General features: G+C 37.9%; 13 protein-coding genes and 1 other RNA gene. 2 read left to right on the top strand and 12 right to left on the bottom strand.

All coding sequences use genetic code 11. The features are described from left to right. Positions 1-5 precede the first annotated feature (5 nt). Together NQZ71_RS09530 and NQZ71_RS09525 are read right to left on the bottom strand one after the other, a co-directional pair. On the bottom strand, positions 6-275 hold the full coding sequence (locus NQZ71_RS09530) for a DUF6123 family protein (protein WP_127737666.1): 270 nt from the start codon (positions 273-275) through the stop codon (positions 6-8). A gap of 27 nt (positions 276-302) precedes the next feature. Next, positions 303-797 carry a divergent PAP2 family protein gene (locus NQZ71_RS09525; RefSeq protein WP_144452910.1) on the bottom strand — a complete coding sequence of 165 codons (495 nt, stop codon included), beginning with the start codon at positions 795-797 and terminating at the stop codon, positions 303-305. A 116-nt stretch (positions 798-913) separates the two neighbouring features. On the opposite strand from NQZ71_RS09525, the gene sspL reads away from it, so the two are divergent. Continuing rightward, entirely contained in the window at positions 914-1,042 is a 129-nt protein-coding gene (gene sspL / locus NQZ71_RS09520; RefSeq protein ID WP_127737664.1) for a small, acid-soluble spore protein L, read from the top strand. Positions 1,043-1,077: 35 nt separating this feature from the next. On the opposite strand, the gene NQZ71_RS09515 is transcribed toward sspL, so the two are convergent. The 3 genes from NQZ71_RS09515 to NQZ71_RS09505 form a co-directional block, all read right to left on the bottom strand. Beyond that, a complete protein-coding gene (locus NQZ71_RS09515; RefSeq protein ID WP_394374127.1) occupies positions 1,078-1,932 on the bottom strand; it encodes a 5'-3' exonuclease in 855 nt (284 codons plus the stop codon). Positions 1,933-2,070: 138 nt separating this feature from the next. Beyond that, positions 2,071-2,910 carry a sulfurtransferase gene (locus NQZ71_RS09510; RefSeq protein ID WP_317010510.1) on the bottom strand — a complete coding sequence of 280 codons (840 nt, stop codon included), beginning with the start codon at positions 2,908-2,910 and terminating at the stop codon, positions 2,071-2,073. 34 nt (positions 2,911-2,944) lie between these two features. After that, on the bottom strand, positions 2,945-6,556 hold the full coding sequence (locus NQZ71_RS09505) for a dynamin family protein (RefSeq protein WP_317010509.1): 3,612 nt from the start codon (positions 6,554-6,556) through the stop codon (positions 2,945-2,947). Between the two features lie 618 nt (positions 6,557-7,174). Between NQZ71_RS09505 and NQZ71_RS09500 the strand changes: the two genes are divergently transcribed. Continuing rightward, on the top strand, positions 7,175-7,627 hold the full coding sequence (locus NQZ71_RS09500; protein ID WP_275005684.1) for a chemotaxis protein CheX: 453 nt from the start codon (positions 7,175-7,177) through the stop codon (positions 7,625-7,627). Between the two features lie 321 nt (positions 7,628-7,948). Here NQZ71_RS09500 and NQZ71_RS09495 read toward each other — a convergent pair whose 3' ends face one another. The 7 genes from NQZ71_RS09495 to NQZ71_RS09465 form a co-directional block, all read right to left on the bottom strand. Next, positions 7,949-9,463, bottom strand: coding sequence for a carboxypeptidase M32 (locus tag NQZ71_RS09495; RefSeq protein WP_275005686.1), 1,515 nt, complete (start codon positions 9,461-9,463; stop codon positions 7,949-7,951). A gap of 420 nt (positions 9,464-9,883) precedes the next feature. Next, on the bottom strand, positions 9,884-11,803 hold the full coding sequence (locus NQZ71_RS09490) for an ATP-dependent DNA helicase (RefSeq protein WP_144452898.1): 1,920 nt from the start codon (positions 11,801-11,803) through the stop codon (positions 9,884-9,886). A gap of 229 nt (positions 11,804-12,032) precedes the next feature. Next, entirely contained in the window at positions 12,033-12,200 is a 168-nt protein-coding gene (locus tag NQZ71_RS09485) for a hypothetical protein (protein WP_186303914.1), read from the bottom strand. An 86-nt stretch (positions 12,201-12,286) separates the two neighbouring features. Next, entirely contained in the window at positions 12,287-13,420 is a 1,134-nt protein-coding gene (locus tag NQZ71_RS09480; RefSeq protein ID WP_144452896.1) for a THUMP domain-containing class I SAM-dependent RNA methyltransferase, read from the bottom strand. A gap of 177 nt (positions 13,421-13,597) precedes the next feature. After that, positions 13,598-13,980: RNase P RNA component class B (gene rnpB, locus NQZ71_RS09475), an RNA gene on the bottom strand. Positions 13,981-14,056: 76 nt separating this feature from the next. Continuing rightward, positions 14,057-14,362, bottom strand: a complete 306-nt coding sequence (gene gpsB / locus NQZ71_RS09470; protein ID WP_144453398.1) for a cell division regulator GpsB — start codon at positions 14,360-14,362, stop codon at positions 14,057-14,059. Positions 14,363-14,435: 73 nt separating this feature from the next. Further along, positions 14,436-14,996 carry an SLOG family protein gene (locus NQZ71_RS09465; RefSeq protein WP_144452894.1) on the bottom strand — a complete coding sequence of 187 codons (561 nt, stop codon included), beginning with the start codon at positions 14,994-14,996 and terminating at the stop codon, positions 14,436-14,438. Positions 14,997-15,032: the final 36 nt, after the last annotated feature.

Genomic DNA, 15,032 nt, shown 5'->3' with positions numbered 1-15,032 from the left:
CCCCATTAAAGGGGGAATAACTGTTCTTCTTTTAAGTATCGTAACGCTTCCTTCCTCGTTTTCACCTGAGCCTTAACAAAACGCTCAAGCAAGGACATATAGAAGCTGCCATCGAAATGCTTCTGTATCTTTAGCGTACACTCGATAGCTGTATTAATTAACTCATCTGCTGCATTTGTATAAGCTTTTCCGAAGTAAATAAAGCCAACCGCATCTTCCCCGAATGAAAAGCCTTTGCTTTCTAGAAACAGCAAATACTCTTCTAATGTCTTCAACTTCCGTCCATTCCTCCCAAAATCTTCTTATTTCCATGTTACTTTATTCTTCGACATTTTTCTATCATTTTTTAGAAGTACATGACCTAAAGTTCCCATAGCTATCCCAAGTATAGCGCCTCCAACTACTTCTTGAGGCTGATGGCCAAGCATCTCTTTCAAACGCTTTGGCTGCTTCTCCTCAAAGGGTACCTTTTCATCCGTTTTCAGCTTTTCCATTAAGTCTCCTAAATCATTTACCTTCAGTGTCAATTCACCAGTTTGACGCCTAATTCCTTGAGCATCATACATGACAATCAGGCCGTAAACTAAGGACAAAGCAAAGTCAATCGTAGGTACTCCCCGCCTTAAAGCGATGAATGTTGTTAAAGAAGAGACCCCTGCAGAATGGGAGCTCGGCATTCCTCCCGTTTGAAAAAAAAGACGGTTATCCCATTTTTTTGTTTTCACATAATGGATTGGTATTTTCAAAAATTGAGCCAATCCGATGCTAGTCAAAGCAACGTAAACTCCCTTATTCATTTCATCACCTCAAGCTTTAGTTTTCATTTTTTATGTTTAGATTATTCTAGCATGCAAATACTACAAAAGATTATTTATTACCAAATGGTCGAATATTGCAGCAGGAGGTGTTAATAATGAGCAAGGATCGAAACAAGGGCACAGCTGCAAGCGGAGTAAACCCGCAAGGCTTTGGAGGCGGAGATCAGACTCCAGCACCGAAAAGCAAGCTTGAAAATGCGGCAAAAAAGAAAAACACTAAATAAAAATAATCCAGGAACTTTCGTTCCTGGATCATTTTTTATGCAAGTGCCTCGTTTTTATGTTGAACAAGTGTGTCGAAATGCTTAAATTCAAGCTCTCTAAATTTAGCAATTGCTTTGTCTGGAGCAATTCGGTAAATGCTTTCCTCCAATAAACAGTCTACTGGCACATCACATTTTATTTCTGCCAATTTTCTGCTGAGGTGTAGCATGTCCAAATCTGCTTCAATTTTAGTACGCTGACCTTTTGTCAATGACACAAGGTTTTCTAATATTCCTTCAATATGCAAATGATTCTGAAGTAATTTCAAAGCTGTTTTTTCGCCAATGCCCTTTACTCCTGGATAATTATCACTTGTATCACCCATAAGTGCCTTCAAGTCAATCATTTGCTTAGGTTCTATTCCTTTTTCTTCAAAGAAGCTGTTTGGAGTGTGAACCAAATAATTGCCGTATCCTTTTTTAACAAGAGCAACGCTGATATGATCATCAAGGAGCTGAAGAATATCTTGATCACCTGTTAATATTGTAACATGTGCTGAACCCTTCATTTTTTTGGCGATTGTGCCGATGCAATCATCTGCTTCAAAACCGACTACACCTATATTAGGGATATCAAAGCTTTCCACTACTTCCTTTACTATATCAAACTGTGGCATTAATTCTACCGGCGCCTCTGATCTGTTTGCTTTATAGTCAGGATACATTTCAGTTCGGAAGGTTTTGCTTCCCATATCCCAGCAAACAGCAACATGTGATGGGTTAAAATGGTCAATTGCGGTAAAAAAATGTTTCACAAATCCATGTATCGCATTCGTCGGGATACCCTTCGAATTAATCATAAATTGTCCTGTAACAGCTGTTGCAAAATAAGCCCTGAACAAAAGGGCCATTCCATCAACAAGCAGGAGGGATGGCTGTTTTTCTGTGTTCAAATAAATCGCTCCTTCACATTAATCTATTCTATTATAACAGAAAAACAGCCATTAAGAAGCTAGTGCGTTTTTCCATTGACATTCCTGTTTGCTCAATCATTCTTTTATCGTGCAAACCTTGTTGTCGTCATATGAAATCCAATCACTGAAAGACCCTGGATAAAGCTTAACGTTTTGAAATCCTGCTGCTTTTAATGCTAGAAAATTAGGAGTCGCAGTCACACCAGAGCCGCAATAAACGATATATTGCTTGTTAGGATCCAACTCGCTAAAGCGCTCCTTTTGTTCCTCGGCATCTTTAAATCTTCCATTTACCAGTCCACTAGCCCACACCTTATTTATTGCTCCAGGAATATGACCGCTTTTTTTATCAATTGGCTCTACCTCACCTGTGAACCTTTTATGCTCCCTTGAATCTATTAATACAACACCATTATTATTTGCTTGGACTATCGCTTTAACCTCTTCATAGGAAGCTGCAATAGCTGAATTGACCTTATAATTAAATAATGTTTTTTCATAAGCAGGTAGTTCTGTCGTTATTGGATAATCTTGCTCGAGCCATGCTTTCATCCCGCCATTTAGGATGTAGACATTTTCATGCCCCATATAGCTAATAAGCCACCAAAGTCTGCCAGCAAACGCTCCTTCTCCATTGTCATATGCAACGACAGTTGTATTATTTCCTATACCAGCTTTCTCTAGCTTCTCTTTAAAGACATCAAGATCAGGCAAAGGATGTCTTCCGCCATGCTGTTTCACAGATGCTGACAAATCCTTTTCCAAATCAAAATAAACACTTCCAGGGATATGGCCTGCCTCAAATTGCTTTTGACCTGCTTCAGGTCTTGCCAGCTCAAACCTGCAATCAATGACCCTAACAACCTTTTCAGTCAAGTTATTGCGGAGCCAATCTGCTTCCACTGTGAATTTCATCCGTCCTGTTCCTCCCTTTTAACAAATTACCCTGTTAAATACTGTCTGCATATGTCAATACATTACTTTCTTTTATGGTACGAAGAGCTTCCTTCATTTTTTGGCGAATCTCTTCATTTTGGAACAACTCAACCTTGCCGCTGTAATACTCTTGCATTTGCGCTTGCAATATTTGCATCATTTCTTGCTTTTCCTTCTCTAAGGTGTCATCATAAAATGCAAACAATCGGGACTTTTCATCCTCAAAAAACGGAAAGCTCTCCGTTTCCAAGACTGCTTTTATTTCTTCGGCAAGATATTTTCTGTCTCCTTTTTCAAAAAAAGCCTTCGGATTTTTATAATAAGACAACGCCTTTTTAAACAATCCTCTTTCCAATGTTCTGAATGGCGCTTGATGGGTAATAACCCCACTAAGCTTTACAGATTCATCAAGCTGTACAATAATTTCCTTATTTATTTGGCGGATGCTTTTTAATGACAATTCATAAAGCTCTTTTCTTTGCGCATAATAATAATTTTCGCATCTTAAGTTGACTGCCCTCAGCTCTTGCTCCACCTCATAGCTTAGCTGAAAAAGGAAGTCATCTAACGCTTTTTCTCCCTCTTGCTTCCGGTTCTCTCCCTTTAAAAGTCCAGGATGGAAGGATTCCTTCAGCCAATCATTGAATTGCAGAAATATCCGCTGCTTTAAATAATGTACCTGTTCGTCTATCTCTGCTTTTATTTTCTTATTTAAATAAGTATGCTTTTGCTGGGCGAGGAGCGAATTAAGCTCTTGCTCCTCTCTTTCCCATGCGTCTATTTGTTCCTTTTGCTTTGCGTGCTCGAGTTCCGCTGAATTAATGAAATCCTCGAGCATCTGAATGCTAGCAGCGCAATCTGTCTCCGCTGCTTTTAGCATAAACGGAAGCCATTCATCCTCAATAAACTGCAGCAAGCTCCCTTTAAAAGCATCCATCTTCCCTTTATATGGCTCTTTTTCACTAAATAAGCTTGAAACAGGATAGATACGCGGATTCCTGATACCATAGTGCTCAAGCTGGTCAAATAGATAATTGAATACAAGATCTAGTTCCTCTTGATCCTTCCCTAGGTCAATAGCATTCATTATAAAAAACATCTTATCCTTTTCAAAGGAATCCTTCATTCTTCCTAATTGAAGCAAAAACGAGCGGTCTGCTTTTGCAAAAGCATGATTATAATAGGATAAATACAGAATAGAATCAGCGGCCTTCATGTATTCAAAGCTAAGTTCACTATGCCTTGTATTTATCGAGTCTCCTCCAGGCGTATCAACTAAAACGATGCCTTTTCTTGTCAGGCTGCAGTCAAAATAAACATCGATTTTTGCGATAAAACACGAAACTGTTTCTACTGATACATACTGGTTCAGTTCCTCCATGCTTGCAGTCGAGACTGTTCCAAGCATATCCTTGTGGGAAGGAAAGCCTTCTAAAAATGCTTCTAAATAACGAAAGTGGCTGGCTGAGGAAGGAGCACTGTCATTTTTTATTCGTTCAACGACAAGCTGGGCAGTCTCAAGTGAATCTGCGTTTTCATGAAATACTTGCAAATAATCCTGCAGCTCTCCTAACATGTCCTCTTTTGTTTTCCAGACAATCACCATTTTCCCGTGCTCGTTTTCCTTATTAACAGGCAGAATTCGATTTATTGCTGCAGTCATAGGATTAGGTGATACAGGAAGCAGTGGATGCCCTAACAGCGCGTTCGCAAAAGAAGATTTACCTGCACTGAAAGCACCGAATAAACAGATTGTATATTGCTTATTACGAATTGTTTCTGTCCGCCGCTGTAGATTGCGCCACACCTCTTTAAACCCTTTTAAGTCCTGCAGTTGATCTGATATAAAATCAAGCTGTGCCAGCATTTCCTCTTGGTTTACCAGCATTTGTTCTGGTTTGCTGCGGACTTGAGTTTCTTTTTTCCTTTGAACCTGCTTTACTTGTTTAAGAGGATTGATTTCTTGAATGACGGGCGCAGCCTCATCATCAATCAGCTCCATGTAATTGTCAGCCATATTCTCACGTCTATTTTCGATAAGCTGTATGAGCGTTTCCTGCCATTTAAGCCAGTTGTTCATTATTTGTTCCTTTTTCTCTTTAGCTATAAGCAAGGTTTCAAGTCGGCGCTGGTCTTCTGAAATAATGCGCTCTTCCTGTTTAGTGTGACTATTTTGCTCACTAGATAAAATAGAAAAAAGCTTGTTTGCTTCTTTTTTCACTGAGCTTTTTATGTAATCTTCGACTTCTTCACAATATCGGAGCAAATAGGTTTCTGACATTTGTGCATTAGGATTAACAAGCTCCTCTAAAGCTGGTTTGTCTAGCTTAAATAAAGGAGTTGTTAAATATTCCTCTTTAAATGCAGCTGTATTAACCCCCATTTTCCCAGAGACTGTTTCTAAGTATTTGGTTAAAGGTCCCAGCAGCTGTAATTGGACGGCTTCTGCCAAAACGCCATGGAAATTCTCCAACCTTTTTTCTTGCTCTGCTTTTATCTTTTGTTTACCAGAGAACAATCCGAGCTTAAACTTTTTGTCTTTAGAGTTCAAATAGGTTTCCGCAAGCTCTCTGTTTGCATACGGCATAATATAAGCGTCTTTAATGATGGCTAGAAAACCTGCTTCCAATTCTGCCTGTTGCACTTTAGTTTGCTTAAGAGCCTCAAGCTTCTTTTCAAGTGCATGGAATTCTTTTTCTAAAGCGGTAATCTCTTCTGCTGTTAAATTAGCAAGCGGTTCACCTGCTTCTGCTAATTCTTTTTCCAACTTCAATTCCATCGCATTGCTGTGATCGGTTTTTATCTTTATAAAGGATTGATCTGCAGACGCTTCCATTAATGAGCCCTTGTGCGCCATTTTTTCGGCAATGTACTGCTTTAACTCGTCTATTTGATTTTTGCTGCTGTCCATTGCTTTTATAGACGTGTAAAAAATCTGTTCAGGCACTGCACCACTTGAAACAAACGCTTGCTCTACACTATCTTTAAATGCTTGGAACGGAATTTCTGCTTCGCGATGCTTATCAATCTGATTAATGATCAGAACAAAGCTTTTGCCGCTGTCGACAAGTTGTTTTGTAAATTCAATATTAATTTCAGATTGAACATGGTTATATTCCACTACATAAAACAATACATCAGACAAATGAATACTTGATTCTGCTGCAAGCATATGAGCTTTATCTATACTATCTATTCCAGGTGTATCAACAAACATAATATTATTCGGCAATTCGATATCGCTTACATTTACAGCTACTTCCTTTATCAAATCTTTGTCTGTTAGCTCGGCATCCACTAATTTCAAATCCGTACAGTTTGGAAATAACAGAGTAGGTTTATCTGTGAAATAAACTTTTACAGCATCATCGCCCCGTCTAACCTTTATTTTATGCGCTGTTGTCGGGATAGGGCTGCTTGGTAGCAATGGTTTGCCAATAAGCTCATTGATTAAGCTGGACTTTCCAGCAGAATAATGACCGCAAAAGGTAAAGACAAAATCACTTTGGTGAATTTTGTTGATTAAGTCCTTCACCTTTTCGGCCGCAGCAGTATCCTTTTGTTTGTTTAAAAAATGATGAAATTCAGTTAGGTGGTTTAGCTGAAAAATGGTTGTCGGAAGCATGACTAACTCCTTTAATCTTATTATGTAGATTAGTTCCATTTTAACCATTTTCAACATTAGAATAAAGAAAATATTTTGAATTTTAAGCGCAGATGATGAAAAAGAGGTATTACCAGAATAAATTATGAGGTAAAAGTGAAATAATAAAGAATATAAATATCCTTCATTAATGTATTTATTTTGTATGTGCAGAAGGTGAGACGTTTTTCAACACATATTTCATAACGGACAAGCAAGTAATTGCAGCAGCAGCAATAAAGACCATAACCATGCGATTGTACACCTCTTTCCTTAATGAGAGTAATTTTCAATTTCAGTTACATTGTAACATCAATGATAATCATTTTCAATATAGGCAAAAAAAAATTCCTCTCATAAAAGGAGGAATGAAATGTTTTGAAGGATGTTGCTGTGCTTCTTCATTATAAAAGGAAAAAGTAAAAATTTCATTGTAAATAGTAACCAGTAGTAAAAACCGTAGTAGTTTAAACCTAATCACCCATCAGCAAAGTTAGGTATATTATACTATAATTTTTGTCGTTTTTTTGAATTTTCCTTATCCAAATTTTTTATAAACTATGTTAAGATGATGATAACTACAGTATGGGGGAATGAATTTTGACTATCACAAGAAGCGCAACAGAAATATTAAACGGGACTATTGATTCAGTTAAGAATGTAATCCCCTTTGAACTAACAATTGATAAACCAACTTTAGTAACGGCACCTTATCAGCAGAAATCTTTAGGTGTGCTAATTGGTCTGACAGGTGACTTCCGCGGTAGAGTCGTTATAGATGGAAATCAAGAGGTATTCAGTAAAATCGGTGAAGCAATGTTTGGAATGGCTCTTGAAGGAGAAATGCTTGATTCTTTTTCTGGAGAGCTTGGTAACATGATCGCAGGTAACCTGACTACTTTTGTATCAAAAAATGGAATTGCAATGGATATAACCCCTCCGACGGTTTTGGTGGGAGAGACAAAAATGTATGGCTTTGACAAGGCTTTAAGCCTTAAAGTAACACTAGCTGACACAGGCACGCTTAATATTATTTTAATGCTTGAAGTATAGAAAATTCGCTGACAAAGAGATGGCGTATAATCGTCATACTCTTTGTTATTGCTATTATCACTCATTTTCCTTTTGGCTTTGCACTTCTATCTTTATCTTATTCTCAACCTTCGTTCCACAATTGGAACAGATTGTGCTTTCCTTATAAAGAATGAGACAGTGTTTGCAATAATAATGTACCATCGATTATCACATCCAGTTTATTAATTCTATAATAGTATATTCCTGTACTGCGCTTTTCGTGACAATTGCGCTTCATTGCGTACGAAAAGCAGAAAAGAGCAAGGACTTCCTTGCTCTTTTTGTCTGAAATATTTAAAGTTAAAGTTGATACACCTTGCTGTACTTTTCATACAGGTAATCAATTAAGTATTGTGCGTTAAGGCCTTCTCCTGTTACATCTGCTAATATTTCAAGCGGTTTTTTTGTTTTTCCGTATTGATGGACTTTTTCATTAAACCATTTTTTTATTGGCAACAGCTCACCCTTCTCAAGGAGCTCATCAAAGTTAGGCAAGTCCTTTAATAGGGTTTGTTTAAACTGGGCTGCATACATATATCCTAGCGCATAGGACGGGAAATAACCAAAGCTGCCCCCTGCCCAATGGACATCCTGCAGAACTCCTTCTCCATCATTACTTGGTTCAATTCCTAAATAAGATTTATATTTTTCGTTCCATATTTTTGGAAGGTCTTTAACCTCTATATCTCCATTAAACAAGCCCTTCTCGATTTCGTAGCGAATAATAATATGCAATGGATATGTTAATTCATCTGCTTCTATCCGGATCAGTGATGGTTTAGATTCATTAATTGCCTTGTAATAATCCTCTACCTCTACATTATCAAACTGCCCGTCTGCATATTCCTTTAATAAAGCGTAATTCTTCTTCCAGAAGGAGGCATTCCTTCCAACAAAGTTTTCATAAAATAAAGACTGTGACTCATGTATTCCCATTGACGTTCCCGTAGCTAGCGGTGTGCCGACAAGTTCCTCCGAGATATTTTGCTCATACAATGCATGACCAACCTCATGAACGGTACCAAATACTGCCACACGGAAATCAGATTCCACATACTTTGTGGTAATCCGCACATCGCCTGGGTTAATGCCTGTTGCAAATGGATGCACAGTTTCATCGAGCCTGCCTGCATCGAAATCATAGCCAATTTGCTTTAAAAGCTCCAAACTAAATGCATGCTGTTTTTCTTTTGGGAAGTGCTTAAATAAAAAGTCTGTGTCTAATTTTTGTGATGAGTCAGCAATTTGCTGAACAAGTGGAACAATCTTCCCTCTTAATTCATCAAATACTTGATCGATAACTTGGACTGTAACACCTGGTTCATACATATCTAGAAGAACATCATAAGGTGTTTTGTCATAGCCCCAATAACCGATGAATCGTTTTGTTGTTTCTACCAATTTTTCTAAATATGGCTCAAATATAGAAAAATCAGACTTATCTTTCGCTTCTTCCCACACGCTTTCTGCTTTTGATTGGAGCATCACATATTCTTTATATTCACTCGGCGGAATTTTTTTATTACGTTCAAACTCTTTTTTCATTTCTTCGACTGTTTTTATGGTTACAAACGATAATTCTGTTTGAATACTTTCATCAGATAATTCTGTTAAATAACTTTCCAGCTCTGGTGAAACGGACATGTTGAACGCCTCTGCCGATAATGTGCCCACAACTTCTGTACGCTGATCAACGGCTTTTTTTGGTGCTCCTGTTCGCAAATCCCAATATATCAGTGCTAATGCTTCATTATATGCTCCGATTTTTTTAACATATGCTAAAAAGGTCTGCTCTATTTCTTTTATGTTGCTCAAATAATTTCTCCTCCTTATAATTACCTCAAAATTAAAATAGTAAGATATGAAAACTATCTTACCATATTTTTCTACTATGTAAATAAAATTAAGCTGTAGGTGACAAAATAAACTATCTCATTTTTCACCTCTATGCAATCGTCAATCGAACACTTCTACAAACAATTCAGTTGTCTACTTATTACAGCATCCTTTGCTATTTATTATACGAATAGATGTAATGAGAGAGACTGCTTGTACTGGAGTTATTTTTGTAATAGATGCATTAATGTTGTTAAAAAGTTTTGACTGAGACTCTTCGAAAGACATATTATATTGTGGAGTTATCTGCTTAAAACATAAAAACCCCAATCGAATTAAAATCGATTGGGGTTGCCTGCACTCGGAAAAAAGTTCAAATGAGAACACTTTTTGCTCCTATTAAACGGCAGCTGGTTCTACTGGCAATGCTGCTGTCACTGCTTCTTTAACAGCTTGTTTTTCTTCTTTGTCCATTAAGATATGAATGCTGCCGCTGTCTTCTGTAGTGCGGATTAGACGTCCGATACCTTGTCTTAAGCGGAGTATCATGTAAGGCAAATCTACTTCTGTAAATGGATCTTTTGAGTTTTCACGTTTTGATTTATAAACAGGGTCGTTTGGCGGGAACGGCAAGGAGAAGATAAAGACATTTTCTAGTGATCTTCCTGGTACGTCTAAGCCTTCCCATAGGTTAACAGCGCATAATATGGACTCTTCTTCATTTTGGAATTTGGAAACTAGGCCGCTAATTTCTGCTTCCCCTTCAAAATAAACCGGAATGTTGAAATCCTTTGGCAATCCTGCTTTAAACCTAGCTAAGTCTTCTTTACTGTTAAACAGTACAAGTGATCTTCCGCCAGCATCGACAAGCTGCTTTAGTACATATTCCTTCTTCTGTTCATTATCTCCGTGATTATATTCTCTCATAATTACTTTCATATTTTCTTCGTAATCAAATGGAGATTCGACAGAGAAAGATAGGAAGTCTTTTGCGCCTAGGCTGTTTGCCATATATTCAAATGACTTGTTGTTAGATAATGTTGCAGAAGAGAAGATAATCGGTTTTTTCTGGCTGAATACATCCTCCTTCATAATATCTTGGACAAGTCTAGGCATAATGACTAATGTGCGCTCCCCGTCATGCTCCTCAAACCAAGTAATACCATTCATTTCTCTTAGGAATAAACGAAGGGAATGAGAGATTTGCTCTAAGTACTCTTCAACAACTTTTAAATCATACTCATTAATGACGTACATTTCACTTTCGAAAACTAATTCTTCCTCTAAGTCAGAGATAAGTCCTGCAAGTCTTTTGCCTTCCTTCATGACCGTATCTGTTTTTTTAATTTCCTGCTTGTCCGAGCCTTCTGTTTCAAACGATGCATTTGTTAATGCAGCGAAAAATTGTTCGTTTTGATAGATAGTATCTTCAATAATATTTAATGTTTTTTCTCTAACGTCATTTGCAAGGAGTTTCGTCAGAAGGTTTTCTAGGTTTTGTTCTGTTAGTCTGTAAGTCAATGCTTTTTGAGCTGCATATTCTAACAAGTGGCCTTCATCAAACACTACACAAGCACTATCTGGGAGCAGTGGCAATTGACCTTCCCTTTTTCTTGATTCCTTTGTCCAAATATGCTCCATATAAAAATCATGTGAGCAAATAATCAAGTCCTTAGCATTGCGGTAGTAGTCTCTGTGCAAGGTTTGTCCACAACGGTGACGCTTATCGCATGTAAAGCAATCCTGCATTGAATCCCAAGCAACTCCAGCCCAATCTTCATCCGTCAAGTCAGAGTAATCCTTCCTGTCGCCATATGGTGCAAATGACTGCAGGGAACCACTGCCATGAACGAAATCAGGTAATGTATCATAAATGGTATTATACGTATCTTCAAAAGTAATTTTTTGATCAAGCTTATTTAAGCAAAGATACTGGTTTCTCGATTTAGCAAGGCGTACGTCTATTTTTAACCCTAAAGCTTGTTCCAACTTCGCAATATCGCCTTCCTTTTTGACAAGCTGTTCAATCAATGTTTCATCAGAGCATGCTATAATTGCAGGCTTATTCACATATCTTGCATAGCAAATGCTGTAAAGTAAATATACAAATGTTTTACCTGTACCGACTCCTGCTTCTGCAAAAATCGTCTTTTTCTCTTTAAACGCCTTTTCAAGCTGGTATGCCATGAACACTTGTTCATCACGAAGCTCATACCCTGCGTCCGGAAGAATGTCGTAAAACACATCCCCAATCCATTCTCCTAATTTATCGTAAAATGATTCTGTTTTCGAAACCTCAAATGGCATGCTGTTTTGCATGATACCCCTCCGCAAAAATGAAATAAGAGGCCTGCCTGCAAGTAAATTTACTAATTTCTAACAGGAGGATGCCTCCATTAACTAAAATGTGTGAAATGATTAAAACAGGCAATTTAACTGGTACTATTCAAGCGAAAAGAGGGCCGCCAATTTAGGCACAGCACCCTCTTACATGTATTGCAATTTTTAATCGAAAAAGTTTAAAAAAGAAAAGACAGCATCAGGTTTTCTACTTGATGCTGTTTGATATGGAAAAGTTCATTGCTTGCATAACTGTCTGCTGTGCATCTATATATGACTGAAGCATATCTTCTCCGATATCTTCGTTTTTGATAATATCTAAAGACTGGTTAATCGCATTCAATATTTTTTGATAATCAATTGTATTGTCCATCATAGTTTTCCCTCCACCAACGGCATATAGATTTATATATACACAAATGATGGAGAAAATATACGCACTACAGCTGTTGCTTTTTACAATTAATCCCGTTTTCTTCTGCCCCAGTATTGATAATAATCTGTCTTAATGAAGCCGTTGAAGAGCTTGCGTTTTTTTGTTGCTTTTTTGCCGTAGAGCTCTTCAAATTCCTCATCTGCAGTCAGCATGTAGATAGACCATGTTTCAAGCGGTTCAAACGCTTGTCCCATTTCCTGGTACATTTTTTGCACAGAAGGCTTGTCTCCTAAGCGTTCGCCGTATGGCGGATTTCCAACTATTACGCCGTTTTCCTTCATTGTCGTAAAGTCTCTTACTTGCATTTGCTTAAATGTCACAAGCTCGCCAAGACCTGCTTCGAAGGCATTCTCTCCTGCTATTTTAACCATCCTATGGTCAATATCAGTTCCTGTTATATCAAGAGGCTGATCATAATTAGCTAAGTCTTCTGCTTCCATTCTGACTTCATCCCAAATTTTTTCGTTCATCCAATCCCATTCTTCTGAGATGAACTCACGATTAAAGCCTGGAGCGATATTTTGTCCGATTAAGGCTGCTTCAATTGCAATTGTGCCTGAACCACAGAAAGGGTCAGCAAAAGGACGGTCTGGTGTCCAGTTTGTGAGCTGAATCAGAGCTGCTGCAAGTGTTTCCTTAATTGGCGCTTCCCCTTGTCCAACTCGGTAACCGCGTCGATGAAGGCCATGGCCTGATGTATCAATCGTTAATGTTGCTACATCCTTTAACATACTGATTTCTATTTTAAACATAGCGCCATTCTCTTCTAGCCAGCCTGTTTTATTGTAATGTGTGCTTAATTTATTAACAATCGCTTTTTTTACAATTGCCTGACAGTCTGAAACACTGAAAAGCTTAGATTTTACTGATTTTCCCGCTACAGGAAATTGAGCGTTAACTGGTAAATAGTCCTGCCAGTTTAATGCCTTTGTTTTTTCAAATAATTCATCAAAGGTAGTTGCTTTAAATTCGCCCACAATGATCTTTACGCGGTCAGCTGTTCGAAGCCACATATTGCATCTTGCAATTGCTTTTTCATCCCCTTTAAAGTGAACCTTTCCATTATCAACCGTGCATTCATAGCCAAGATCTCTTACTTCCTTTGCTACAATTGCTTCAAGCCCCATTGCAGCTGTTGCAACCAATGAATATTTTTTCATGACTTCACCTATTTCCTAAAAAATAACTAATTATGTATTACCTATTATGTCCATTTGGCATGTGCCAATATCATTTATCTTCAAATAAAAAGATGACTTTATGCTTACCTGATTTAGTCAGTGCAAACATCGAGTCACCTTGTGCTATTTTTCATGTTTAGTGTATCAACATTAACGCTTTATAAGCCATGTTCTGTTCCTTTGTACTGTAACGACCTTTAAAGGCCTCGTATAAAGGCGGTAACCATCTATCTACAGATTATAAAATCTGTCCTTCTCCTCGTTCAGTTCCTCAGAGAAAGTTCCCCTACCAAAATTTGGGTTTCTCGCTCGCGGGGTTTACCTCGTTCCACCCTGGTCATTTCTGAACAGGCTCCGTCACTGTGGCACTTTCAAGGTATTCATGCCATATCCAAAGGACTTAGGCATTTTCCCTGCCGTCAGCAATAAATTGCTGCCCTAGCTTATTTTTTGGCTAGGCACGAACACTACAGGCATCTCAGCCTGTGCGAGCATGGACTTTCCTCTACAAACAAAGTTTGCAGCGATTACCAAAGCGTTGTTATTGATTACAAAGGTTATTATAGTATGTCCACACAATAATAGCAATAGCAGATTTTGGATAACAGACCTTACTCAATCGTAAAGCTTGCTGCCAAAAACATGCTTCTCCAGATTAGACAACCTTTTTAAAATATCAAAATTAGTTGTCCCAGCCGTGGTTGTTGGTGTCTGCGGCCTTTTGGAGCTGTCTTCTACTTGTCTTTTCAAGCGCATATTCTCCTGCTGCAGCTCCTCAATTTCTTGGTGCAATGTTTCATAATCTTTGATAATTAAATCTAAAAATTGATCTACTTCTTCTGGCTTATATCCTCGCATTGCCGTTTTGAATTCCTTTTCGAGAATATCCTTAGCCGTTAATTTAATCTTATCTGATAGCATCATATTCCGCTCACCTCAGTCAATTGCCGTATTTAAGTAATTTTTTCAAACATTTACCGATTTGTCAATTTTTCTAGAAGAAGTCATTGTTATATTGTTCTTCATCTACAATTGCTTGCAGGTCATAAAAACCGATTAACCGGATGTCATAATTATTTCTTTCCTTATATTGTGCTGCAAGATCGTATAAATATTTAGGACTCCCTGTTTTTTCTGTATCGTAAAACATCAGCAACACATCACTTTTTTGCAACAAAAACACATTTTTCATTCGCAGCTGGTTCGGACCTTCATAATCCTTTTTTGATACAGAATCGACAAAGTCTGCCTGCATCAAAATCTCTTCATACCATTCTTTATTTTCTTCCTTCCAACCTTGCTCTTGGTTTAAAAATGGAGTCACAACTCCAAGCTTTAATTCTGAATGACCATTTATCTGCATATCATATACAACCTCAGCTGCCCAGAGCTCTGTACCTAGCTGGCCGCTTATTAGCACCCATTCAAGCCCCTCTTCAAGCAACTGCTCCAGTTCTTTTCGTATCGCTTTTTTTATGTACTCGACTGCAGGATCATTTTTTTTAAACAAGCCAATTTCAAATGGCTTATAGCCTGAAATAGCTGCTACCTTCATGAATTGCCCATTCCCTTGCCTATAAACTTCTTATTT

The sequence above is a fragment of the Niallia taxi genome (assembly GCF_032818155.1).
In the GTDB taxonomy this organism is placed as follows: domain Bacteria; phylum Bacillota; class Bacilli; order Bacillales; family Cytobacillaceae; genus Niallia; species Niallia taxi_A.
Note: the sequence above shows the minus strand (reverse complement) of the source record. Positions and strands in the feature narration are given on the sequence as shown.

Coding starts and splice junctions, on each gene's coding strand:
- NQZ71_RS09525 (WP_144452910.1), bottom strand. CDS start 797: ATGAATAAGGGAGTTTACGTTGCTTTGACTAGCATCGGATTGGCTCAA.
- sspL (WP_127737664.1), top strand. CDS start 914: ATGAGCAAGGATCGAAACAAGGGCACAGCTGCAAGCGGAGTAAACCCG.
- NQZ71_RS09515 (WP_394374127.1), bottom strand. CDS start 1,932: ATGGCCCTTTTGTTCAGGGCTTATTTTGCAACAGCTGTTACAGGACAA.
- NQZ71_RS09510 (WP_317010510.1), bottom strand. CDS start 2,910: ATGAAATTCACAGTGGAAGCAGATTGGCTCCGCAATAACTTGACTGAA.
- NQZ71_RS09505 (WP_317010509.1), bottom strand. CDS start 6,556: ATGCTTCCGACAACCATTTTTCAGCTAAACCACCTAACTGAATTTCAT.
- NQZ71_RS09490 (WP_144452898.1), bottom strand. CDS start 11,803: ATGCAAAACAGCATGCCATTTGAGGTTTCGAAAACAGAATCATTTTAC.
- NQZ71_RS09485 (WP_186303914.1), bottom strand. CDS start 12,200: ATGATGGACAATACAATTGATTATCAAAAAATATTGAATGCGATTAAC.
- NQZ71_RS09480 (WP_144452896.1), bottom strand. CDS start 13,420: ATGAAAAAATATTCATTGGTTGCAACAGCTGCAATGGGGCTTGAAGCA.
- gpsB (WP_144453398.1), bottom strand. CDS start 14,362: ATGCTATCAGATAAGATTAAATTAACGGCTAAGGATATTCTCGAAAAG.
- NQZ71_RS09465 (WP_144452894.1), bottom strand. CDS start 14,996: ATGAAGGTAGCAGCTATTTCAGGCTATAAGCCATTTGAAATTGGCTTG.